Origin of the sequence: Sphingomonas sp. CCH15-F11 (assembly GCF_001557005.1) — a bacterium.
Classification (GTDB): Bacteria; Pseudomonadota; Alphaproteobacteria; order Sphingomonadales; family Sphingomonadaceae; genus Sphingomonas.
This window is the reverse complement of sequence record NZ_LSKG01000170.1, coordinates 35,468-56,711: the sequence shown is the minus strand read 5'-3', so window position 1 is coordinate 56,711 and position 21,244 is coordinate 35,468. Positions and strand designations below refer to the sequence as shown.

Sequence of the window (21,244 nt, the reverse complement as noted above, 5' to 3'; positions counted from 1 at the left end):
GCCATGGCGATCGGCGGCGGCGTCGATCACGCGGTCGAGCAGCGCCTGACCCTCCGTCCACCAGCCGATGCCGCTGTCGGCGTTCAGGTGCCCCTGGGACCCGGCATCGACGAAGTGGCTGCCCCAATCGACCGCCAGGCTGTGCGCGCGCTCGATCGAGATCCAGGGATCGTCGCTGCTGGCGATCAGGATCGACGGAAAGGGCAACGGCTGGCGCGGGGCGGGGGCAAAGGCACCGAGCGACGGCGGCGCATCGGCGCGGTCGACATCCGCCGGCGCGACCAGCAGGGCACCGGCGACCGGCGCGCCATAAGGCTGGGGCGACAGCGCCGCCCACCAGGCGACCGCGAGGCAGCCCAGGCTGTGCGCGGCGAGCACCACCGGCGCCTGGGCCGTGCGGATCGCCTGGTCGAGCCGCGTCACCCAGGCGTTGCGGTGCGGCGTGTTCCACATGCCCAGCTCAACGCGATGCACGTCGGGCCGGGATTCCTCCCACAGCGTCTGCCAATGCGACGGGCCCGATCCGCCAAGGCCGGGAACGGTCAGAACGATCGGCGAGGTGTCGTCGAGATGCGAGAAACTGCCCATGCTGCCAACTCCGCTGCGAGGAAGGCGATGGCGCGGCCGGAAACGCTCTAGGGGGACGCACCGGGCCGCGCCACCACCCGCCGCAAACATATTCCTATCAATTTAGTGGGCAATAAAGATTTGCTGTGGGTGCGGCGAAGCGGCAGCGCGGTGCGACGGGTGGAAGCAGCGCATGAGTGGCGGGACGCGGCGGCGGAAGTTGACACTGGGTTGACACTGTCGGCGGGGTGCCGGGGTGGCGCGAAGTTGCGGAAGTTGCGGGCTGTGCGCGATTGCGGGCGGGCGTGCGCGGAGCGGAGCGCCGGAGTCGCGGAGGAGGGGACGAGGTGCGCCATGCGGGGAGGATGGCATGGGGTGCGGGGTGTAGGACAGGGGGTGGGTGTCCGGTTTTGGGCCGCTTGGGGACAGGCAGCTTTGAGGCAGTTGCCCTATGATAACTGCCGTCGTTGGATTGCTGGCCGGGCACGGCTATTTTCGAATAGGTCCGGCAGCCTAGGAGCACTGCGGGGATGTTTGATTTGCCGAAGTGGGCTGCTCGAATGACGAGACCTGCTACGCTGTTACTAGTCCAAGCTATTCCATCCTCGCGCGGCGTTCATCGGAGACCCGAAACGTCAGCGCCGCAGGCATCGTGACGTTGACCAATTGCTCGAGTGCCTCGGCGACTTTGACAATCTCGCGTGGGGTCGGACCGTCCGCCATGAAGCTGCAGATGCCCTGCGCCATTTCGCCGATCTCAACGTGCACATCGACGTCAGGATCGATGGCGCAGTAGGCGTCCAGCAGCTTCGTCAGCCAGCGTTCGACTTCCTCGATCGTGTCCCCGTGGGCGACCGAATTGCGCAGGTCGTTGAACCGTCGCAGCACAAGATGCAGTCGGTCCCCGGCCTCTGGGTCGCCCTTCCATGCGGCCGCCAAGACGTCGATCTTATTTGCGAAACCGAAGCCCTTCTTGAGCTTGTCGGGCCGGGGTAGGAGGGCAGCCAAAACGACGTCGATCTCGCGCTCAAGGGCGGCGTGAAATGTCAGGATGACGGCCGCGCGCTGGTCGACCGTCGCCTCTGCTTGAGCCATTCGGTGAATGCCCGCGAACCCGTCGTAATCGACCTTGGCCAGACCCCACCTCCGCAATTTGCTATTAGGTTGCAGAATTATCCCGTCAGCTTCTCGATAGCGTCCCAATCGGTCGAGAAGTCGAGCTCGGCGATGAACTCGACCGGGCTAATCCAATTGACGCCGCAATCGCCACAGACGTCAGGGACATGTCGACGTGCGCCGGTCCTCTTCGGCTTCGACACTTCGGCGGTGACGACGCACCGATCGGCGTCCCCGACGGCCGCTGCGATCAAGAACGGATCCTGCCCGATCGTGATCATGTCATCTTCAGTCAGCGGGTCACCATAGCGAGCCAGCACGATCTGAACCGCATCCAGGTCGCTGCCCTCGGTAAGCATCAGCGCCTTCTTCGTCGCCGCGTTGTGCATCCATGCCGCCAGCTCGTCCTTGCCGGCCTCGACCTCAGCGTAAATTTCCTGCGGCATCTTGATTGTGCCCGCTTCGCCATGATGGAGCAGCCAGCGCCAGAACTCGGGGACGCGCCTGTGTCCGTACCAAGTGTTATGCGCGGTGATCAGCGCATTAGCATCCAGCAGGTAGAGCATCAGGCCGTCGCCCGCCGCGGTTCAGCGAGAAGCGGATAGACGTTCATCGGCTTCACCCCCAGCATCCTCGCCGCGCGCGTCGGCGTTAGGGAGCCATCGGCCATTCCCTGCCGTGCGACCTCTAGGATCGCCGAGCCGAGCCGGTGCCGGCGCACGACATACCAGTTGGGACCACCGTCCTTGTTGCGGTTCCGTTCGCGCTCACGGTCCTTCTGTGCGACCCAAAGGCGGCGGAACGTGTCGCGCAGCTCGGTCCAGCGACCCTCGTCGATCACGCCGACGCGGAACAACTGATAGGCAACCATAGACTGGCTAATGCGCGCTTGATCGGCGAACGTGCCGATCACCTTGATGTCGCCGTCGGCCCCGCGCAGGAGCCGCTGCAGATCGACAACCTCGGTGCGGTCGACCAGCACGGCTGCAGCAGCATCATTGCACAACTGCTCAACCCCAGCCGCCGGCGCCCCGCCGCTGACACCTGTCTCACCGAGAAGGAGGTGGGCCAGCTCGTGCAGCAGGGTGAACGCCCAAGCGGCCTTGGCGTCCTGATCGTTGATCACGATGAAGGGCGCCAGGCGGTCGGCAATCGCGAAGCCACGGAAGATGCCAACTTCGATCGCGGTGGACCAGTGCCCACAGTCACCCGCCAGCAGGACGAAAACACCCTTGGCCTCCACGAGCGTGCGGAGATACGCGAACGCCTCGTCATTCTTAGCGTGCGCGCGGTATACAGCTCGGTCGAAGCCTATCGCGCGGGCGATCGCGGCACCGAGGCCGGCGGCGTCTCGGATTCCTTTGGCGGAGCCGACGAGTTCGACCTCGACGGCGTCGTCATCGTCCTCAAGCGTTTCACGCACGAGCGCCTGCCTCGCCTTGACGTCGCGTAGCAAGGTCGCGAGCAACACGTTGGATTCGTCGCCCTGATCCGGCAGCGTGCGAAAATCTTGCCCCAACTCCGGCGGTGCAGGCACCTTCGGCAGGTAGAAGGTCAGGATCGGGCGGTGATACCTATCAGCCATCCGGCGAAGCAGCGGCGCGCTAGGCACCACGTCGCCGGCTTCAATAGCTGCCAGCCGCTCCGCCCCGGACAAGCCGCGCGCCGCGTTGAGCTGTATCTTGCGGGCAGCCGTCTCCAGATCAAGACCAGCGGTCTTGCGTGCCCAGATCAGGATCTCGGGGTTTATCCCTGCCACGGCGACACAATGCACAAGCAGCTGTTAACGCGCCACTGCGATTATCGAGGATCGTAATCTGAACGAACGGCGGCTTTCGGGATCGCTGGGATTGCCGCCGAACGTCCGAAACTAGGGCGCTGAGCCGCTATCCATCCCCCCTCAAAACACCGCGATCGCCGCGTGGAGCGTCAGCGCGACCAGCGCCAGCGTGGCGAGCGCGAACAACGCGAAGCGGACGATGACCCGGTTCGTCGTTACCTGGACGAGGCTGTGGGCGATGCGCAGCGCGACATAGGCCCAGGCAAGCGCGAGGTTGAACCCGCCGCCCCAGCCGGTCAGCGCCAGCACGATCGCCACCGCATAGAAGATCGTCGGCTGTTCGAGCAGATGGTTGTAATTGTCGGCGGGCCAGCCGGCGCGTGCGTCCAGCCGCTGGCGCAGGTCCGCGCCGGTGCCGCCGACCAGCGTGGTGGCATCGATGCCGGCGCGGCGCATCGCCGGGATGCGGCGGACGTACATCCATCCCCACATCACGAGCGTCCACGCGGCGAGCGCGACGACGGGCGCGAGGATCGGGCTGTGGCTGGTCATGGTGATGCTCCCCCCTTGTGTTCGGGGGCAGCGTGGCGGGATGCGTTGCGGATTGCAACGGGGTTTGGGGGTGGGGGTGCGGGTCCTTCGATAGCGCCCCTTCGACTGCCTGCCGGGGCAGGTGCTCAGGACAGGCCTCGCCAGGCGCAGTTGCCACTCAGGATGAGCGGACACCGATAACATGTTTGCCGTCGCCCCGGGGCTTGACCCGGGGCCTCGCTGCCTGTTCCGGCGCGAGAATCAGCGGGACCCCGGGTCAAGCCCGGGGCGACGCGATGGAGGAGTACGCCGATGGCGCTGTGACTGCTGCGCCGTGGACCCCGGCACGAGGCCGGGGTGACGGTTTGCGCTGATTTCGGTGGGGTTCGTCGATCCGGACAGGCCCCACCCGAACCCCTCCCCTGAACGGGAGGGGCTTGAGCGTCGCGCGATCAGGCGAACAGCTTGGCCCAGCCGCGCTTAGGGCGGTTCTTCCACGCGCCGCGGTGCCAGGCGTCGCTGGCGAGGAGCGGCATGACGCTGCCGGCTTCGGCAAAGACCATCTGTTCGTGCACGGTCTGGACCTTGCCCCAGCTCGCCGCTTCCTGAAGCGTCGAGGATGAGCACGCACCATCACGCACGTCGGCGACGGTGATCTGCACGGCGTATTTGTGCATCTCGACATCGTCGTGACCCAGAATCTCGGCGCAGACGACGGTGTCCTGGATGAAGTTCTTAGGGACCCCGCCGCCGATCATCAGCAGGCCCGAGGCGCCGGCCGCGATCTTGATGTCGGTCAGCTCGCGGAAGTCGGCGATCGCGTCGAGCATCATGTAGGGCTTGCCTTCCTTCATCCGCTCGACCTGGTGCTTGACCAGGCCGAACCCGGCGGAGGAGTCGACGAATGCCGGGCAGAAGATCGGCACGTCATGCTCATAGGCGAGCTTGACCAGGCTGTTGTCCTTCTTGCCGTGCTCGACGAGGTACTTGCCCATCGCGGCGATGAACTCGCGGCTGGAATAGCCGCGCGGATCGAGGCTGTCGGCGATGCGACCGATGGTGTGGTCGCAGTCCTGGAGCTGCTCTTCGTCGATATAGGTGTCGTAGATGCGGTCGATGTAGAGCGAGCGCAGCGTGTTGTCGTCAGGGATCTCGCGCGCCTGATAATGCTTGTGGCCGAGCCCTTCGAAGAAATCCATGTCGACGATGCTGGCCCCGGTCGCGACCACCGCGTCGACCATGTTGGAGCGCACGAGTTCGGCATAGAGGTCCATGCAGCCGCCCGCGCTGGTCGAGCCGGCGATGACCAGGAAGATGGTGCAGTCGGGATCCTCGAGCATCATGTTGTAGATGCCGGTCGCGCGCGCGAGGTCGCGGCTGGTGAAGCTCATCTTGCCCATCGATTCGATGATCGGGCGCGCGTCGAAGCTGCGGATGTCGACATGCTCGACCTGATGCGCGAGCAGTTCGGCCTTGCGCTGGTCGTTGACGGGGGCGGTGAGGGTGTCGGTCATGGTCATTCCCTATCAAACAGCGTCGCCCCGGCGCAGGCCGGGGCCGCTAAGTTCGTGGCACAGCGATCGCCAACGGTCCCGGATCGGCTGGCAATCCAGGAATGGCTAACGGCCCCGGCCATCGGGATCCCATCAAAGTACGACTTTGATGGGAACCCTTCGCCGGGGCGACGTTGATGGATCTGCGTTACAGGCTGAAGACGTTCGACGCCACCATCGGCGCGGCTTCATCCTCGACGTAAAGGCTGGTCATCGGTTCGTCGTCGACGACCACCGTGTCGCCGGCACCGAAGCCGTTGAATGCGGTGCGCATCGCCGCGCCATACGCGCCGAGCATGCCGACCTCCAGATAGTCGCCGGCGCGCACGTCGGCGGGCAGCATGAACGGACCCGTCATGTGATCGAGATCGTCGCAGGTGGGCCCGTAGAAGCTGAACGCCATGTCGCGCGCATTCGAATCCGGCTCGCGCAGCAGACGAACGGGGAAGCGCCAGCCGAGATGCGCCGCATCGAACAACGCGCCATAGGCCCCGTCGTTGATGTAGAGCTCGTCCCCGCGGCGCTGTTCGACGCGCACGACGATCGAGCTGTATTCGGCGCACAAGGCGCGGCCCGGTTCCGCCCACAATTCCGCCGAGTAGCTGATCGGCAGGCTTTCAAAGGCGCGGTGGATGGTCGCGAAATAACGGTCGAGCGGCGGCGGTTCCATGCCCGGATAGCTCGACGGGAAGCCCCCGCCGACATCGACCACGTCGACGGTGACGCCGGCATCGACGATCGCGATGCGCACACGCTCCATCGCGTTGGCATAGGCCTCCGGGCTCATCGCCTGGCTGCCGACATGGAAGCAGATGCCGAGCGCGTCCGCCGCCTGGCGCGCGGCCATCAGCAGCACGCGGGTGTCGCCCTGGCCGACGCCGAACTTCGACGCGAGGCTGAGCTTCGAATGGTCGGACGACACGCGCAGCCGCACGCACAGCGTGAGGTCGGTCGCGGCGTTGCCGGCTTCGTCGGTGGTCGCGCGGACGATCTTGTCCAGCTCCTCCATCGAATCGAGCGAGAAGACGCGCACGCCATGCGTGAAATAGGCTTCGCGGATCGCCTCGGGCGCCTTGACCGGGTGCATGAAGCACAGGGTCGCCTCGGGCGCGACGCCCGCGACCAGACGCACCTCACCGATCGACGCGACGTCGAAATGGGTGATGCCGGCATCGAACAGGATGCGGATCAGGTCGGGCGACGGGTTCGCCTTCACCGCATACATCGACCGGCCCGGAAACTTCTCGACGAAGTAACGGGCCGCACGACGGGCGGCGTGCGGGCGAACAAGCGTGACCGGCTGAACCGGCGCACGATTTGCGATGTCGATGCCGCGAACGGCAATCGAATGGGGAATCGCTAACCCCAGCGCGCTATGGTGCTTGGCCAATTCAAGGGACCTCCAATTGCCTTTCGGCATACGGTGACAAAAAGCTGCCTTGCGGTTGGAAGTCCCATGGGGCAGCGGAAGCGCCACATAGGGTTGACCCGGGGGTGTGTAAAGCGTTTTTGGACCCCGGAACGCCAGCCGAGGATCATTTGTGACGATTTTGCGACAGCCCACCCGCGCAGGGGTCCGCGACGCGGCGGCCAAGCTGGCGGCGGTGGTCCCGCCGACCCCGATCTTCGTCCATGAAATCAAGGGCGTGGCCGTCACGTTCAAGGCCGAATCGCTGCAGCCGATGGGGGCGTTCAAGCTGCGCGGCGCATGGCACCGGCTGACCGCGATCGAACCCGCGCAGCGCGCCCGCGGGGTCGTCGCCTTCTCCTCGGGCAATCATGCCCAGGGCGTCGCCTGGGCCGCGCGCCGGCTGGGCATGCCGGCGGTGATCGTGATGCCCGCCGATGCGCCGCGCGTGAAGCGCGAGTCGACGCTGGCGATGGGGGCCGAAGTGGTCGATTACGATCGCGCGACCGAAAGCCGCGAGAAGATCGCCGCGCACCTGGCCCATTCGCGCGGTGCGGTGCTGGTGCCGAGCTTCGACGATCCGTGGGTGATCGAGGGACAGGGCAGCGCGGGGATCGAGGCGGCGGAACAGATGCGCGCGATGGGCCTGGGCCTGCCCGCGCATGTCGTCACGCCATGCGGCGGCGGCGGGCTGGCGGCCGGGCTGGCGCTCGCGCTGCCCGACGCGCGGGTGACCGTGGTCGAGCCCGAAGGATGGGACGACATGCGCCGTTCGCTCGACGCGGGCTGGATCGAGCCGGTCGGGGCCGATGCCCCGCCGACCGCGTGCGATTCGCTCCAGACCAAGGAAGTCAGCCCGCTGACGTTCGAGGTGCTGGCACGGCGCGGCGCGACCGGCGTCGCCGTCAGCGAAATGCAGGTCCGCGAGGCGCAACGCTGGGCAGCGCGCCACCTGCGGCTGGTGGTCGAGCCGGGTGGCGCGGTCGCGCTCGCCGCGCTGCTCGGCGGACAGGTCCCGGTCGAGCCGGGGATGCTGGTGATCCTGTCGGGCGGCAACGTCGATCCCGATGCCTATGCCGGGGTGCTGGCGGGCGAAATCATGCAGCGCGCGCACGAGACGATTTGACGGTCGTCAAAGCGGTACGGCCGCGCCGACGCTAGGCCGCTTCCAACAAGAGGAGGCGTCCCATGACCCAGCACCATCCCAAAGCCGTCTTTGCCCAGGCCGACCTGATCGTCGCGCCGCCCCAGCCGCAGGTGCCGCCCGTCCCCGATCGGGCACAGCGCAGCTTTGACCTGCACCCGGCGATCTTTGCCGGCATCTTCGGATGCTTTGCGGCCTATCTCGGCATCATGGGCGCGACGTTCATGGGGCCGGAGCTGGTGATCCCGTTCGCCATTTTCGGCGTGTTCCTGGTGATGTTCTTTGCGCTGCCGATCTGCTGGGCGCGCGTCACCGGCGACAAACCGGGCACGCCGCAGGGCTGGCACGATTTCATGCGCGAAGGCGTGATGACCGGCAGCGGCCACGCGACCGCCGGCGCGGCGCTGGCGCAGATTTTCACCCTGTTGCTGTTGATGGTCGGTTGGGGCGTCGCCGTCGCGGTGATCGTGGCGACGTTGTAAAAACGGGACGGCGTGCAGCAACCCGCGCTGCATGCGACGCCGGGCGGCTGGCCATCAACCCAGGCCAGCCGCCCGGTGCAACATGCCGACATCGCAAATGACCAGGTGCCGCAAACCGTCACGGCGGACGATGCCTTCGGCTTCGAGCGCGCCGATCTGGCGGCTGATCGTCTCGATCGTGGTGCCGAGCAGTGCGGCAATGTCGCCACGCCCGAGCGGCAGTTCGAGCCGCAGGCCGTTATCTGCCGGACCGTCGCAATGCTGATCGACGAGCAGGCACAGCAGTCCCGCCAGCCGTGCGCGCGCATCATTGCGCCCGATCAGCTCGATCAGCGCGTGCGACTGGGCCAGCTGATCGGTCGTCGCGGCGAGCACCCGCGCCATAAACCCGGAATGCGCGTGCATTTCGCGCTCGACATCGCTGCGCGCGAACAGGCAGAGTTCGACATCGGTGAGGGCGATGGCGCTGCTGTCGAGCGTCGGCGCGAACAGCCGGGCGAGGAAGCCGGCGGGATAGACCAGCCCGAGCATCCGTTCGGTCCCCTGTGCGTCGATGCGCGCAAGCTTGAGCGTGCCGCTGACCAATGTCGCGCAGGCGATGCTGTCATCCCCGGCCGCGAATATCGTCCGCCCGCGCGCAAAGCGCCGCCGCCGGCCCAGCCGCGCCAGGTCGCGGCGCTCCGCTTCGCCCATCCCCGCGCAGACCGCGATGTCGCGGACCGGGCATTCGGCGCAGTGCAACGGGTCGTGTTCGGCCATGCGGGGGTGTTAGGACTGGCCGGTCGATGCGGCAATGGCTTCGCAAGCGGGGCGGGCGCGGCTAGTCGTGAGCCCGACGCCAAGCAATCGACAGGAACGACGCGCGATGAACGAGTTGCCCGCTATCGCATCCGCCGCGCTGGCGGTGATGATGATCGCCGTCTTTGCGCTGACGATCGGTGCGGTGGTGCTGATCCGGCGCGGCGATTGGCGCAAGGGCGGGCTGATGCTTGCGGCGGCGGCGGTGATGCTGGGCAATGTGCTTATCTGGACGGTGTGACGAGGCGGGCACCGGCACGGGCGAAGCCCGTGCCGTCGGTCGGCGCGTTGCGCCGCCGGCCGTGATCGTCGCCGAGATGCGGATTAGCTTCTGCTAATCCGCTGCGACGATCAACGGATCGGCGAGTTCGGGTCGAGACGCATGTCGAGATACTTGTCCACGCTGCCCATGAGCTGATCCATTTCATGTTCAAAGAAATGGTTGGCGCCGGGGATGGTGTCGTGGTGAATGGTGATGTGCTTTTGCGTGCGCAGCTTGTCGACCAACTTCTGCGTCGCGCTGGGCGTCACGACTTCGTCGGCGTCGCCCTGGATGATGATGCCCGAGCTGGGGCAGGGCGCGAGGAAGGTGAAGTCGTACATGTTGGCCGGCGGCGCGATCGAGATGAAGCCGCGGATTTCGGGCCGGCGCATCAGCAGCTGCATGCCGATCCATGCGCCGAAGCTGAAGCCCGCGACCCAGGTGGTCTGCGCCTCCGGGTGAAAGCTCTGCACCCAGTCGAGCGCGGCGGCGGCGTCCGACAGCTCGCCGATGCCGTTGTCGAACACGCCCTGGCTCTTGCCGACGCCGCGGAAGTTGAAGCGTAGCGTGGCGAAACCGCGGCGCTGGAACGTCTTGTAGAGATCCTGGACGATGCGGTTGTTCATCGTGCCCCCCGACTGGGGATGCGGGTGCAGGATCATCGCGACGGGCGCGCGCGGACGCGGGGCGGGCGCGAAACGGCCCTCGAGACGACCTTCGGGACCGGGGAAAATGACTTCGGGCATGGGGCTGGACGCTGACCTGTCTTGCAAGCGGGAACCGCGCTGGCGCGGATGGATTGCACGGCTATATAGACGCCAGGCGCAGCCGCGCAATCATTGGAGCCGAAGTTGAGCGATCGTCGATATTTCGATCATGCGGCGACCACGCCAATGGTGCCGGCGGCGCGCGACGCGGTGATCGCCGCGATCGGCGACTGGGCCAACCCGTCCTCTCCCCATGGCGAAGGCCGCGCCGCGCGCGCCGCGATCGAGGCGGCGCGGGCCGCAATCGCGCGCGGCTATGGCTGGCCGGGCGAGGTGATCTTCACCAGCGGCGCGACCGAGGCGATCGCGATCGGTATCGGCCGGGCACAGGTTGCCAGCCGGATGGTCGGCGCGACCGAGCATGACGCGGTGCTGCGCGTCGCGGGCGATGCGGTGCGGCTGCGCGTCGACCCCGATGGCGAGATCGACCTGGACGTGCTGACCGAGGAACTGGCGCGCGCCACCGCGCCGGCGCTGGTGTGCGTGCAATGGGGCAACAGCGAGACCGGGGTGCTGCAGCCGATCGCGGCGATCGCCGAGCGCGTGAAGGCGGCGGGCGGCGTCCTGTTCGTCGATGCGGCGCAGATGCCGGCGCATTGGGACGACGGCGACCGGCCGCAGGACCACGCCGACCTGATCGCGGTGTCGGCGCACAAGCGCGGCGGGCCGCCCGGGGTCGGCGCGCTGCTGGTGCGCGACCTGGCGCAGCTGCTGCCGAGCGGCGGGCAGGAGCGCGGCTATCGCGGGGGGACCGAGAATGTGCCGGGCGCGGTGGGGTTCGCGGCGGCGCTGGAGGCGCCGGAGGACCTCGACACGCTCGCCGAGCTGCGCGAGCGGATGGAGGACGCGATCGTCGAGGCGGGCGGCGAGGTGATCGCCGAGGAAGCGCGGCGCAGCCCGTTGGTCGGCGCGTACCGGATGCCGGGGGCGAAGGCGGCGGTACAGCTGATCCGGTTCGACGTGGCGGGGTTTGCGGTGTCGGCGGGCAGCGCGTGCTCGTCAGGCAGCATGCGGCCCAGCCATGTGCTGGCGCATATGGGCATCGACGCCGACCTGGCGGACGAGGTGATCCGGATCAGCTTCGGCCGGTCGACGACCGCCGAGGATGTCGATGCGCTGGTCGCGACCTGGACGACGATCGCCGAGGAGATCGCGCACGGCCCGACCGCGGGCGAGATGATCGCGTGACCTATCTCGACTATCAGGCGACGACGCCGCTCGCGCCCGAGGCGCTGGGGGCGATGCTGCCGTGGCTCGCGCAGCAGCACGCCAACCCGCATTCCGCGCACGCACCCGGCCGGGCGGCGAAGGCGGCGGTCGAGGCGGCGCGCGCCGACATCGCCGCGCTGTTGCCGCCGGGCGGCACGGTGAGCTTCACCAGCGGCGCGACCGAGGCGCTCAACTGGGCGATCAAGGGGGTCGGGCCGGGGGGCGTCGTCACCTGGGCGAGCGAGCATGCCGCGGTGCTGGACACAGTGCACGCGGCCGGCGCGGGCACGACGGTCCTGGGCGTCGGCGCGGACGGGCGCATCGACCTGAAGCTCGCGCGCGCGATGATCGAGCCGGGCACCGCCCTGGTCGCCGCGATGCTGGTCAACAACGAGATCGGGACGATCCAGCCGATCGCCGAACTGGCGGGAATCGCGCATGACGCGGGCGCGCTGTTCCTGTGCGACGCGGTGCAGGGCTATGGCCGGATTGCGGTGCCGGAGGGGCCCGACCTGATCGCGATTTCGGCGCACAAGATTCATGGGCCGAAGGGCATCGGCGCGCTGTGGGTGCGCGACGGCGTCGAGCTCGCGCCGCTGATGCATGGCGGCGGGCAGGAAAAGGCGGGACGGTCGGGCACCTTGTCGCCGGCATTGTGCGCTGGGTTCGGCGCGGCGGCACGGCTGGCGCGCGCGCAGATGGACGCCGACGCGGCGCATGTCGCGCGGCTGGCGGAGATGGCGCTGGCGCGGCTGGGGCCGGAATGGGTGCTCAACGGGTCGCGCGACCATCGTTATCGCGGCAACCTCAATCTGCGGCGCGCGGGGCTCGACGTCGCGCGGCTGATGAGCGAGCTGCGCGACATCGCGTTTTCGGCCGGCTCGGCGTGCGCCAGCGGATCGGGCCGGGCGAGCCATGTGCTGCGCGCGATCGGGCTGAGCGAAGGCGAGGCGCGCGCGTCGATCCGCCTGGGCTTTGGCCGATACACGACGGAGGAGGAAATGATGGCCGCGATCGACCGGATCGACAGCGCCGCGCGCGCCCAGCGGGTGGCGGCATGATCCGCGTGCGCTTCGTCAGCGCCGACGGCGGCGCGGTGCGCGAGGTCAGCGCCGAGCCGGGCGCGGTGCTGCTCGACGTGGCCCAGGCCGACGGCCAACCGCTGGAGGGCACGTGCGAGGGCCAGATGGCCTGTTCGACGTGCCACGTGCTGATCGCGGCGGAGGATTTCGACCGCCTGCCGCCCGCGCGCGAGGAAGAGGAGGACATGCTCGACCTGGCGGTCGGCGCGACGCGGCACAGCCGGCTGGCGTGCCAGATCATGCTCGACGCGACGATGGACGGCATGACGGTGCGGATGCCGCCCGCGCACCGCAACATGCAGGGGCGCTGACGCATGGCGGAGGTTTCACGCCGCGCGGTCGTCGCCGCCGGAATCGGTGCGGGTGCCGCGATGCTGCTGCCGCGCGCGCTTCACGCCCAGGCGCGCGACATGCTGGGCGACATCACGGCGGAGATCGGCGGGCGGCTGGGCGTGTCGGTGTTCGACACCGGGCGCGGCTGGCGGCTGGGGATCGACCCGGACACGCGCTATCCGCTGTGTTCGACCTTCAAGCTGCCGCTGGCCGCCGCGATCCTGGCGCGCGCGGACATGAGCCAGCTGCCGCTCAATCGGATGATCCGCTATTCGGAGGCCGACCTGCTCGATTACGCGCCGGCGGTGCGTGCCAACCTAGCGGCGGGGCAGATGAGCGTGCTCGAGCTGTGCGAGGCGGCGGTGGTGCTGAGCGACAACAGCGCCGCGAATCTTCTGCTGCCGCAGATCGGCGGGCCGGCGGGGCTGACGCGCTTTTTCCGCGCGCATGGCGACCGGCTGAGCCGGCTCGACCGCGACGAGCCGACGCTCAACATCTTTCGCCGCGAGGACCCGCGCGACACCACCACGCCGCTGGCGATGACGATGCTGATGGAGCGGCTGTTGATCGGCGAGGCGCTCCAGCCGGTCTCGCGCGGGCGGCTGATCGAGTGGATGGTGGCGAGCCAGACCGGCGCGAAGCGGCTGCGCGCCGGATTGCCCAAGGGCTGGCGGACGGGCGACAAGACCGGGACGAGCGGCGCGGGCCAGTATAACGACATCGCCATCACCTGGCCGCCGGGCGGGCGCAAGCCGATCCTGATCGCGGTCTATATCGACGCGCCGGGGCTCGCGGCGGAACGCGCCGACGCGGCGATGGCGCGGATCGGCGGGCTGGTGGGCGACGTGTTCGGGCGCGGGTGAGCCGCCGTCCGCGCGAACCTTGCGTCGCGGGGCGGCTTGGCCCATATGGCGCGCGGGAGTCGGGCGGACGGGATCGTCGCCAACCCGGTCAGGTCCGGAAGGAAGCAGCCGTAACGATTTCGTCCCGGGTCGTTCCGGCTCCCACCCTCATGACCTTTGGTTGCTGCGGAAGCCTGATCGAGCCGTCACCCGGGGTGACGGTTGGGGGCTGGGTGTGTTCAACATCTGGAGCTGCACGCGTGCGCACCGATTATCCAAAGAAATGCGCGGCGGCGTGGTGGACCCCGGCACAAGGCCGGGGTGACGACGAGCACGTGGCGGTCGTCGGTTTGAGTGGCCCGTCAGATCCCTGCGATCAACAATGGGCGGTCCCCTTCGACACGCTCGCTGCGACCGGCTAGGACGGAAGGGCCATGGAAGACGGATTCGATCTGGGCGAGCCGCCCCAGCCCAAAAAGGCCGAGGCCTATCGCGTGCTCGCGCGAAAATACCGGCCGCAGACGTTCAGCGCGCTGATCGGCCAGGACGCGATGGTCACGACGCTGGCCAACGCGATCAAGCGCGACCGGCTTGCGCACGCGTTTCTGCTGACCGGGGTGCGCGGGGTCGGCAAGACATCGACCGCGCGGCTGATCGCCAAGGCGCTGAACTGCATCGGGCCGGACGGGCAGGGCGGGCCGACGATCGATCCGTGCGGGGTGTGCGAGCCGTGCCGCGCCATCGCCGAGGGGCGCCATATCGACGTGATCGAGATGGACGCCGCCAGCAATCGCGGCATCGACGACGTGCGCGAGATTGTGGAGGGGGTGCGCTATGCTGCTGTCAGCGCGCGGTACAAGATTCACATCATCGACGAAGTTCACATGTTCACCAAGGAAGCGTTCAACGCGATCCTGAAGACTCTGGAAGAGCCGCCGGGGCATGTGAAGTTCCTGTTCGCGACGACCGAGGTGAACAAGGTGCCGGTGACGGTGCTGTCGCGATGCCAGCGGTTCGACCTGCGCCGGATCCCGGCCGAATTGCTGGCTGCGCATTTCACCGAGATCGCGCGCGCCGAGGGGTTCGAGGCCGAGCCCGAGGCACTCGCGCTGATCGCGCGCGCGGCAGAGGGGTCAGCGCGCGACGGGCTGTCGATCCTTGACCAGGCGATCGCGCATGCCGACATGGACGGCAGCGGCGTGCGCGCCGACGCGGTGCGCGCGATGCTGGGCCTGTCCGATCGCGGCGCGATCCGGACGCTGTTCGAACGCGTCATCACCGGCGATGCGGCGGGTGCGCTGGCGGGGCTGCGCGATCAATATGATCTGGGCGTCGACCCGGTCGCGGTGCTGCGCACGCTGCTGGAGACGGTGCACGCGGTCACGCTGACCCGGATCGGCGCGGACCTGGGCGCGGGCGTGTCGCGCGAGGAGCGCGCGGCGTTCGAGGGCTGGGCGGAGAAGCTGTCCTTTCCGGCGCTGCACCGGCTGTGGCAGCTGCTGCTGCGCGGCCATGACGAGGTGGCACACGCCGCCATGCCGATCGAGGCGTGCGAGATGGCGCTGTTGCGCGTCATCCATGCCGCATCTTTGCCCGATCCGGGCGAGCTGGCGCGTCAGTTGGCGGCCGGCGGGCCGGTAGCGGTGTCCGCCCCGGCACCCGTGGCAGCAAGTCCCGAGCCGGCCCCGGCAGCGGCCTTGCCTCAGTCGGTTGTGGAAATCGCCGAGCTGCTGGGGCGGCACAATCGCCATCATCTGGAGGCGCAGGTGCGCAACCTGGTGCGGCCGATCCGCTGTGCGCCGCCCGCGCTGGAGATGAGCGGCGCCCGGCCCTTGCCGGCCGAGTTCAGCCGCGACCTGGCGGCCGCGCTGCGCGAGCTGACCGGGACGGCGTGGACGATCACGGTCGGACGCGAGGAAGGCGGCGCGACGCTGCGCGAGCTGGAGGAGCGGCGTCAGGTCGACGAAAAGGCGGCGGTGCTGGCATCCCCCGTGGTCGCCGCCGCGTTTGAAGCATTTCCGGATGCCGAACTGATCGGCTGGACCAACACCAAACGGAGTGGCTGAGATGAAGAATCTCGATGAAATCATGGCGATGGCGCAGAATGTCCAGAACGAGCTGCAGAAGGCGCAGGCCAATCTGGACACGATCGAGGTCGAGGGGGCCGCGGGCGGCGGCATGGTCAAGGTGCGCGCCAGCGCCAAGGGCCGGGTGATCGGCGTCGACATCGACGAGTCGCTGTTGCAGCCGTCGGAAAAGAACATGGTCGAGGACCTGATCGCCGCCGCGTTCAACGACGCGCGTGCCAAGGCCGATGCGGCATCCGCCACCGAAATGTCGAAGATGACCAGCGGCCTGCCGCTGCCGCCGGGGTTCAAGCTGCCGTTCTGAGACGGTTTTCGATCAAGCCGGTCCTTTCAAGCCCCTCCCCTGAAGGGAAGGGATGAGCCGGATTGATCGACCGCGGTTCCGAACCGTCTTTGCCTACTCGGCTCAGTGCTGGGGGCCGTACTGCCCCTCGATCTGGCGGAGGCATTCGGCCAGCGACCGTTCGGCGGCGGGCGTGAAGCGTTCGCCGGTGCAGGCCAGCGCGGTCATGCGATCGATGCGGAACATGCGGAAATCGGCGCGTGTCTCGCACCAGCCGACCATCGTCCAGACCTTGCCCCAGAACCACAGCCCGAGCGGATGGACGCGCCGCGACGTCGCCACCTCATTGCGGTCGCGATAGTCGAAACGCAGGATGTCGAGCGTGTCGATCGCGCGCTGGATCAGATCGATCAGGTCGCGCACGTCCCGGGCCAGACCCATGGGCGGCGCGAAGACGCTGGTCCGTGCGACGCGGCTGCGATCTGCCTCGGGCAGGACAAGTTCGATCTTCACCAGGGCCTCGGTCGCGGCGCGCGCCATGTCGATGCCGCCCCAGGACCGGACCATCCGGATGCCGGCGACGAGCGCCGCCACCTCGTCGCGCGAGAACATCAGCGGCGGCAGGTCGTAGCCGCTGCGCAGGATATAGCCGACACCGGGCTCGCCATCGATCGGGACCCCGGTGCTCTTCAGGTCGGCGACGTCGCGATAGATCGTCCGTTCGGACACTTCGAGCCGGTCGGCGAGCGTCGCCGCGGTGACGAGCCGACCGCCGCGCAGATACTGGACGATCTGAAACAGGCGGTCGGCGCGTCGCATCAGCGCTTGTACCGGAACAGCCCCAGGCTGTTGCCCTCGCTGTCGATCGCGTAGAAGAACGCGCCGCTCGGGATGTCGATCACCTCCGACACCACTTCGCCGCCGCCGCGCCGGACGCGGTCCATCGCGTCGCCCAGATCATCGGTGACGGCGAAGTGCGCGGTCATCCCCGCGCCATGCTGCGCAGGGGTGCCGGGATAGAGATGGCCGATGGGGTGACCTTCCGCGCCATGCGGGAACATCCAGACGGGGTTGGGGCCTTGGTCGTCATGGATGAGCGGGGCACCAAACAGGGTCTGATAGAAGTTGCAGGCTCTTTGCGCGTCCGCAACCGGAATCTCGGTGAAGACGATCGCGACGGGCGTGACATCGGGCATGGGTCCGTTTCCTTTCATGTTGGCGATCGCGTCTTGCCACAGCGGTCCTGACAGCGTTCTGTCAGCAGTCTCTTCGACGCCGGCCCGGCCGCCGGACCTGCGCGCGCGCGGTCGCGCCGTTGCGCGGACGGAACCTTCGGGACGCGTGCGTCGTTCGATGCCGCGTCGGAAATTTGGAGGAGTTCGTCACATGACCACGGAACGCGTCGATATTCAGGGCACCAGCGCCACCCCCGCGGGCACCCAGCCCACGACCACGATCGTCGAGCATCGCAGCGGCGGCGGGTTCGGAACGGTGCTGATCGGGTTGGCGCTGCTGATCGGCGTGGTCTTCCTCGCCTATTTCCTGGTGCTGCGTCAGGACAATGAGAATATCGAAACGCGCGCGGTGACCGAAGCGGCCGCCGCGGTCGGCGAAGGCGCGCAGAAGGTCGGCGATGCCGCCGAAAAGGCCGGCGACAAGCTCACCAGCGAGTAAGCCGATGCCGACAGGCGGGACCGGCGACGGGCCGCCCGTTTGAAACAGGAGCGCCCGATCGGCCGATGGCGGATCGGGCGCTTTCCGTTCGGGGCGGGCCGGCGCGCCAAGTTGAGTCAGTGCAAAGTCATCATGCTCTAACGCAGGCAGGCGTCCAGACCGTCGTCGCGCACGACGTTCATCCGTGCGGCGATCGAGTTGCCGTAGCGGCGGGTGAAGCCGCGGGGCGAGATGCCGGCGCGCTTCTTGGGGAGCGGCAGGACGGCGGCGATCTGGGCGGCCTCGCGTTTGGTGAGGCTGGTCGCGCCGTGCTTGAAATAGCGGCGTGCGCCCGCGTCGACGCCATAGGTGCCGATACCGGTTTCCGCCACGTTCAGATAGACTTCCATGATCCGGCGCTTGCCCCACACGCCCTCGATCAACAGGGTGAACCAGGCCTCCAGCCCTTTGCGGAAGAAGCCGCCATTCTGCCACAGGAACACGTTCTTCGCGGTCTGCTGGCTGATCGTCGATCCGCCGCGGATGCGACCGCCCTTGGCATTGCGCAGCGCGGCGGCGGCGATCGCCTTGTAATCGAAGCCGCCATGCGCGCAGAAATTGGCATCTTCGCCCGCGATCACCGCGCGCGGCATGTCGGGGTCGATGCGGTCGAGCGCGACCCAGTTCTTGGTCGCGCCATGCCCCGCGATCACGTCGCTGAGCATCGTCAGCGTGATCGGCGGCGGCACGAAGCGATAGAGCAGGACGAGCAGCACCGACACCAGGACGAAGCCGAAGACCAGCCGGCCGAGCCAGCCGGCGATGCGCCGCCCGATCGAGCGGCGCGGCCGTTTTGCCCGACGCGCTGCACGCATGGCGGCGACTCCGTCCATGTCCAGTTCGCGCAAGGGGACCGCCCCCGCGCCCGATCCGCCCCGATCCGTCATCGCGGCGTGGTGATGCCCGATCAGCCGGCGGTCAGCAACCGCTTCTCGCCCGCCAGCCGCATCATCGCCTTTTGCAGCTTTTCGAACGCGCGCACCTCGATCTGGCGGACGCGCTCACGCGACACGCCGTAGACCTGGCTCAATTCCTCGAGCGTCTTGGGATCGTCGGTCAGCCGGCGCTCGGTCAGAATGTAGCGTTCGCGCTCGTTCAAATTCTCCATCGCCTCGACCAGCATGTCGTGGCGGACATCGGCCTCCTGCGCGTCGGCGACGCGTTCGTCCTGAAGCGGCGCATCGTCGGCCAGCCAGTCCTGCCACTGGCTTTCCGAATCGTCGCGCATCGGCACGTTCAACGACGTGTCGCCGCCCATCGACATGCGCCGGTTCATGCTGGTGACCTCTTCCTCGGTCACCCCCAGATCCTTGGCGATCTTGGCGAGGTGTTCGGGCGTCAGGTCGCCATCCTCGAACGCGTCGAGCTTGGCCTTCATGCGGCGCAGGTTGAAGAACAGCTTCTTCTGGGCGGCGGTGGTGCCCATCTTCACCAGGCTCCACGAGCGCAGGATGAATTCCTGGATGCTCGCGCGGATCCACCACATCGCATAGGTGGCGAGGCGGAAGCCGCGATCGGGCTCGAACTTCTTCACGCCCTGCATCAGACCGATATTCCCTTCGGAAATCAGCTCGCTGACCGGCAGGCCATAGCCGCGATAACCCATCGCGATCTTGGCCACGAGGCGCAGGTGCGAGGTGACGAGCTGGGCCGCGGCCTCCGGATCGCCATGCTCCTGAAAACGCTTGGCGAGCATATATTCCTGCTCGGGCGCCAGGATCGGGAATTTCTTGATCTCGGCCAGATAGCGGTTGAGGCTCGCCTCGCCGCCGAGCGCGGGGATCGTCGCGGGGACGTTGCTGCCGGTTGCCATGATCGTGTCTCCCTTCCCGGAACCGCGTGTGCGGCCCCGCATATTCATACGAGAAGCTTATCGAACAGTTCCTGCATGTCAGCAGGCAGTTCGCTATCGAACGCCAAAGCGTTACTTGTCAGGGGGTGGATGAACCCCAGCCGCGCCGCGTGCAAGGCCTGGCGACGGAAACCCAGCGTTTCGAGCAATCCGCGCTGGTTTCCCCGATTTCGCGCATAGACCGGATCCCCCAGCAGCGGGTGGCCGATCGATGCCATGTGGACGCGCACCTGATGCGTGCGGCCGGTTTCCAGCCGGCATTCGACGAAGCTGGCGTCGCGCAGCGGCCGGAGCAGCCGGTAATGGGTGACGGCGCGCTTGCCGCCCGACACGATCGCGACCTTCTTGCGGTCGTGCGGCGACCGGGCAAGCGGCGCGTCGATCGTGCCGCTGGCCGGCATGACCCGCCCGGTGGCGATCGCCTTGTAACGGCGGTCGATGCTGTGCGCCTTGAACTGGCGGGCCAGCCCCTCATGCGCGCGATCATGCTTGGCCGCGACCATCAGGCCCGACGTATCCTTGTCGATCCGATGGACGATGCCGGGGCGCGCGACGCCGCCGATGCCCGACAATTGCCCCGCGCAGTGGTGAAGCAGCGCGTTGACCAGGGTGCCGTCGAGGTTGCCCGCGGCAGGATGAACGACGAGCCCGGCCGGCTTCTCGATGACGATCAGATGCTCGTCCTCGAACACCACATTCAGGTCGATCGCCTGCGCCACATTGTGCGCGGGCGTCGGTGCCGGCACCTCGACCCGGAACAGCGCGCCGGCCACCGCCTTGCGCGCGGGGTCGCGCGCGGGCGTCCCATGGGCATCGACGACGCGACCGGCGGCGATCAGCGTCTTCAGCCGCTCGCGCGAAAGGGTGGGGACGGCGTCCGCCAATGCCCGGTCGAGCCGCCAGCCATTGGCCGCCGCGTCGATCCGTGCTTCGATGGTAGAAATCCCTGAATCCATTTTTCATCTAGATGGGCGCAATGGCGGTTTTTTCAACACGGGTGATCGACCATGTCGCCCGCGCGGCGCGCGCCGATCCGCAGGTCGAGATCTGCGGGCTGCTGCTCGGGCGTGACGACCATGTCACCGAGGCGGTGGTCGCGCGCAACGTCGCCGACGACCCCGCCGCGCGGTTCGAGATCGACCCCGCGACGCTGATCGCGGCGCACCGCGATGCGCGGGCAGGCGGTCCGGAGGTGGTCGGCTGGTTCCATTCGCATCCGCGCGGCGACAACCGGCCGTCGGCGACCGACGCGGCGATGGCGCCACCCGATGGCCGGCTGTGGCTGATCCTGGGCGGGCCGCCCGACCATGCCCCGGCATTGTGGCGCGCGGTGCGCGACGGGCCGGTGCACGGCCGCTTCGAGCCGGTGGCGCTGCGCATCGACCCGCAGGCTGCATAGCTTGCGCGCCCGTCGCGGCTGCTCCAAAAGGCGCAC

The 21,244-nt window shown here is 68.0% G+C and carries 25 protein-coding genes and 1 other RNA gene; 12 read left to right on the top strand and 14 right to left on the bottom strand.

Translation table 11 applies throughout. The features are described from left to right. The 7 genes from AX709_RS17195 to AX709_RS17165 all read right to left on the bottom strand — a co-directional run. Nucleotides 1–588 (bottom strand): RBBP9/YdeN family alpha/beta hydrolase (locus tag AX709_RS17195; protein ID WP_066551170.1); only part of this gene is annotated, 588 nt, incomplete at its 3' end. Between the two features lie 573 nt (nucleotides 589–1,161). After that, nucleotides 1,162–1,662 carry a hypothetical protein gene (locus tag AX709_RS17190; protein ID WP_066551168.1) on the bottom strand — a complete coding sequence of 167 codons (501 nt, stop codon included), beginning with the start codon at nucleotides 1,660–1,662 and terminating at the stop codon, nucleotides 1,162–1,164. 77 nt (nucleotides 1,663–1,739) lie between these two features. Next, complete coding sequence (locus tag AX709_RS17185) at nucleotides 1,740–2,249, bottom strand: DUF4411 family protein (protein WP_066551167.1); 510 nt, start codon at nucleotides 2,247–2,249, stop codon at nucleotides 1,740–1,742. After that, nucleotides 2,249–3,442 (bottom strand): ImmA/IrrE family metallo-endopeptidase, encoded by a 1,194-nt coding sequence (locus AX709_RS17180; RefSeq protein WP_066551166.1) that lies wholly within the window; start codon nucleotides 3,440–3,442, stop codon nucleotides 2,249–2,251. The genes AX709_RS17185 and AX709_RS17180 overlap by 1 nt, the downstream gene beginning before the upstream one ends. Nucleotides 3,443–3,583: 141 nt before the next feature. Further along, nucleotides 3,584–4,015 carry an MAPEG family protein gene (locus AX709_RS17175; RefSeq protein WP_066544396.1) on the bottom strand — a complete coding sequence of 144 codons (432 nt, stop codon included), beginning with the start codon at nucleotides 4,013–4,015 and terminating at the stop codon, nucleotides 3,584–3,586. A gap of 431 nt (nucleotides 4,016–4,446) precedes the next feature. Then, nucleotides 4,447–5,508 carry a 1,9-bis(guanidino)-5-aza-nonane synthase gene (locus tag AX709_RS17170; RefSeq protein WP_066551186.1) on the bottom strand — a complete coding sequence of 354 codons (1,062 nt, stop codon included), beginning with the start codon at nucleotides 5,506–5,508 and terminating at the stop codon, nucleotides 4,447–4,449. Between the two features lie 187 nt (nucleotides 5,509–5,695). After that, nucleotides 5,696–6,937: a decarboxylase gene (locus AX709_RS17165; RefSeq protein WP_066551164.1), complete on the bottom strand. Its 1,242-nt coding sequence runs from the start codon at nucleotides 6,935–6,937 to the stop codon at nucleotides 5,696–5,698. A gap of 151 nt (nucleotides 6,938–7,088) precedes the next feature. On the opposite strand from AX709_RS17165, the gene AX709_RS17160 reads away from it, so the two are divergent. Further along, nucleotides 7,089–8,081 carry a threonine ammonia-lyase gene (locus tag AX709_RS17160; RefSeq protein WP_066551162.1) on the top strand — a complete coding sequence of 331 codons (993 nt, stop codon included), beginning with the start codon at nucleotides 7,089–7,091 and terminating at the stop codon, nucleotides 8,079–8,081. Nucleotides 8,082–8,143: 62 nt separating this feature from the next. Then, a complete protein-coding gene (locus AX709_RS17155) occupies nucleotides 8,144–8,581 on the top strand; it encodes a hypothetical protein (RefSeq protein ID WP_066480087.1) in 438 nt (145 codons plus the stop codon). A 54-nt stretch (nucleotides 8,582–8,635) separates the two neighbouring features. On the opposite strand, the gene AX709_RS17150 is transcribed toward AX709_RS17155, so the two are convergent. After that, the gene (locus AX709_RS17150) at nucleotides 8,636–9,340 is read right to left on the bottom strand and encodes a Crp/Fnr family transcriptional regulator (protein ID WP_066480085.1); all 705 of its coding nucleotides are present in this window, start codon (nucleotides 9,338–9,340) and stop codon (nucleotides 8,636–8,638) included. 106 nt (nucleotides 9,341–9,446) lie between these two features. Here AX709_RS17150 and AX709_RS19035 point away from each other — a divergent pair, with 106 nt between their 5' ends. Beyond that, nucleotides 9,447–9,620 carry a hypothetical protein gene (locus AX709_RS19035; protein ID WP_197418944.1) on the top strand — a complete coding sequence of 58 codons (174 nt, stop codon included), beginning with the start codon at nucleotides 9,447–9,449 and terminating at the stop codon, nucleotides 9,618–9,620. Between the two features lie 110 nt (nucleotides 9,621–9,730). On the opposite strand, the gene AX709_RS17145 is transcribed toward AX709_RS19035, so the two are convergent. Beyond that, nucleotides 9,731–10,387: an alpha/beta hydrolase gene (locus tag AX709_RS17145; protein ID WP_066480083.1), complete on the bottom strand. Its 657-nt coding sequence runs from the start codon at nucleotides 10,385–10,387 to the stop codon at nucleotides 9,731–9,733. Nucleotides 10,388–10,492: 105 nt separating this feature from the next. Between AX709_RS17145 and AX709_RS17140 the strand changes: the two genes are divergently transcribed. From AX709_RS17140 to AX709_RS17110, 7 genes are all read left to right on the top strand, one after another. Then, nucleotides 10,493–11,596 carry a cysteine desulfurase family protein gene (locus AX709_RS17140; protein WP_156454313.1) on the top strand — a complete coding sequence of 368 codons (1,104 nt, stop codon included), beginning with the start codon at nucleotides 10,493–10,495 and terminating at the stop codon, nucleotides 11,594–11,596. Then, the gene (locus tag AX709_RS17135) at nucleotides 11,593–12,678 is read left to right on the top strand and encodes a cysteine desulfurase family protein (protein WP_066551160.1); all 1,086 of its coding nucleotides are present in this window, start codon (nucleotides 11,593–11,595) and stop codon (nucleotides 12,676–12,678) included. The genes AX709_RS17140 and AX709_RS17135 overlap by 4 nt, the downstream gene beginning before the upstream one ends. Beyond that, nucleotides 12,675–13,010 (top strand): 2Fe-2S iron-sulfur cluster-binding protein, encoded by a 336-nt coding sequence (locus AX709_RS17130; RefSeq protein WP_066480080.1) that lies wholly within the window; start codon nucleotides 12,675–12,677, stop codon nucleotides 13,008–13,010. The genes AX709_RS17135 and AX709_RS17130 overlap by 4 nt, the downstream gene beginning before the upstream one ends. Before the next feature lie 3 nt (nucleotides 13,011–13,013). Next, a complete protein-coding gene (gene bla / locus AX709_RS17125) occupies nucleotides 13,014–13,895 on the top strand; it encodes a class A beta-lactamase (protein ID WP_082730874.1) in 882 nt (293 codons plus the stop codon). A gap of 51 nt (nucleotides 13,896–13,946) precedes the next feature. Beyond that, an RNA gene (gene ffs / locus AX709_RS17120) (signal recognition particle sRNA small type) lies at nucleotides 13,947–14,044 on the top strand. Nucleotides 14,045–14,308: 264 nt separating this feature from the next. Beyond that, nucleotides 14,309–15,940, top strand: coding sequence for a DNA polymerase III subunit gamma/tau (locus AX709_RS17115; RefSeq protein WP_066551158.1), 1,632 nt, complete (start codon nucleotides 14,309–14,311; stop codon nucleotides 15,938–15,940). Nucleotide 15,941: 1 nt separating this feature from the next. After that, nucleotides 15,942–16,265 (top strand): YbaB/EbfC family nucleoid-associated protein, encoded by a 324-nt coding sequence (locus AX709_RS17110; protein WP_066551156.1) that lies wholly within the window; start codon nucleotides 15,942–15,944, stop codon nucleotides 16,263–16,265. A gap of 102 nt (nucleotides 16,266–16,367) precedes the next feature. Here AX709_RS17110 and AX709_RS17105 read toward each other — a convergent pair whose 3' ends face one another. Next, the gene (locus AX709_RS17105; RefSeq protein ID WP_066551152.1) at nucleotides 16,368–17,063 is read right to left on the bottom strand and encodes a helix-turn-helix transcriptional regulator; all 696 of its coding nucleotides are present in this window, start codon (nucleotides 17,061–17,063) and stop codon (nucleotides 16,368–16,370) included. After that, nucleotides 17,063–17,440: a VOC family protein gene (locus tag AX709_RS17100; protein WP_066551150.1), complete on the bottom strand. Its 378-nt coding sequence runs from the start codon at nucleotides 17,438–17,440 to the stop codon at nucleotides 17,063–17,065. Before AX709_RS17100 ends, AX709_RS17105 begins: the two co-directional genes overlap by 1 nt. Nucleotides 17,441–17,630: 190 nt before the next feature. Between AX709_RS17100 and AX709_RS17095 the strand changes: the two genes are divergently transcribed. Continuing rightward, the gene (locus AX709_RS17095; protein ID WP_066551148.1) at nucleotides 17,631–17,918 is read left to right on the top strand and encodes a hypothetical protein; all 288 of its coding nucleotides are present in this window, start codon (nucleotides 17,631–17,633) and stop codon (nucleotides 17,916–17,918) included. Between the two features lie 137 nt (nucleotides 17,919–18,055). On the opposite strand, the gene mtgA is transcribed toward AX709_RS17095, so the two are convergent. The 3 genes from mtgA to AX709_RS17080 form a co-directional block, all read right to left on the bottom strand. Then, nucleotides 18,056–18,772, bottom strand: a complete 717-nt coding sequence (mtgA, locus tag AX709_RS17090; protein WP_066551183.1) for a monofunctional biosynthetic peptidoglycan transglycosylase — start codon at nucleotides 18,770–18,772, stop codon at nucleotides 18,056–18,058. Between the two features lie 92 nt (nucleotides 18,773–18,864). After that, on the bottom strand, nucleotides 18,865–19,770 hold the full coding sequence (gene rpoH, locus AX709_RS17085; RefSeq protein ID WP_066480235.1) for an RNA polymerase sigma factor RpoH: 906 nt from the start codon (nucleotides 19,768–19,770) through the stop codon (nucleotides 18,865–18,867). Between the two features lie 44 nt (nucleotides 19,771–19,814). Beyond that, nucleotides 19,815–20,765 carry an RluA family pseudouridine synthase gene (locus AX709_RS17080; protein ID WP_066551146.1) on the bottom strand — a complete coding sequence of 317 codons (951 nt, stop codon included), beginning with the start codon at nucleotides 20,763–20,765 and terminating at the stop codon, nucleotides 19,815–19,817. Between the two features lie 20 nt (nucleotides 20,766–20,785). On the opposite strand from AX709_RS17080, the gene AX709_RS17075 reads away from it, so the two are divergent. Next, complete coding sequence (locus AX709_RS17075) at nucleotides 20,786–21,208, top strand: Mov34/MPN/PAD-1 family protein (protein ID WP_066551182.1); 423 nt, start codon at nucleotides 20,786–20,788, stop codon at nucleotides 21,206–21,208. The last annotated feature ends 36 nt before the right edge of the window (nucleotides 21,209–21,244 follow it).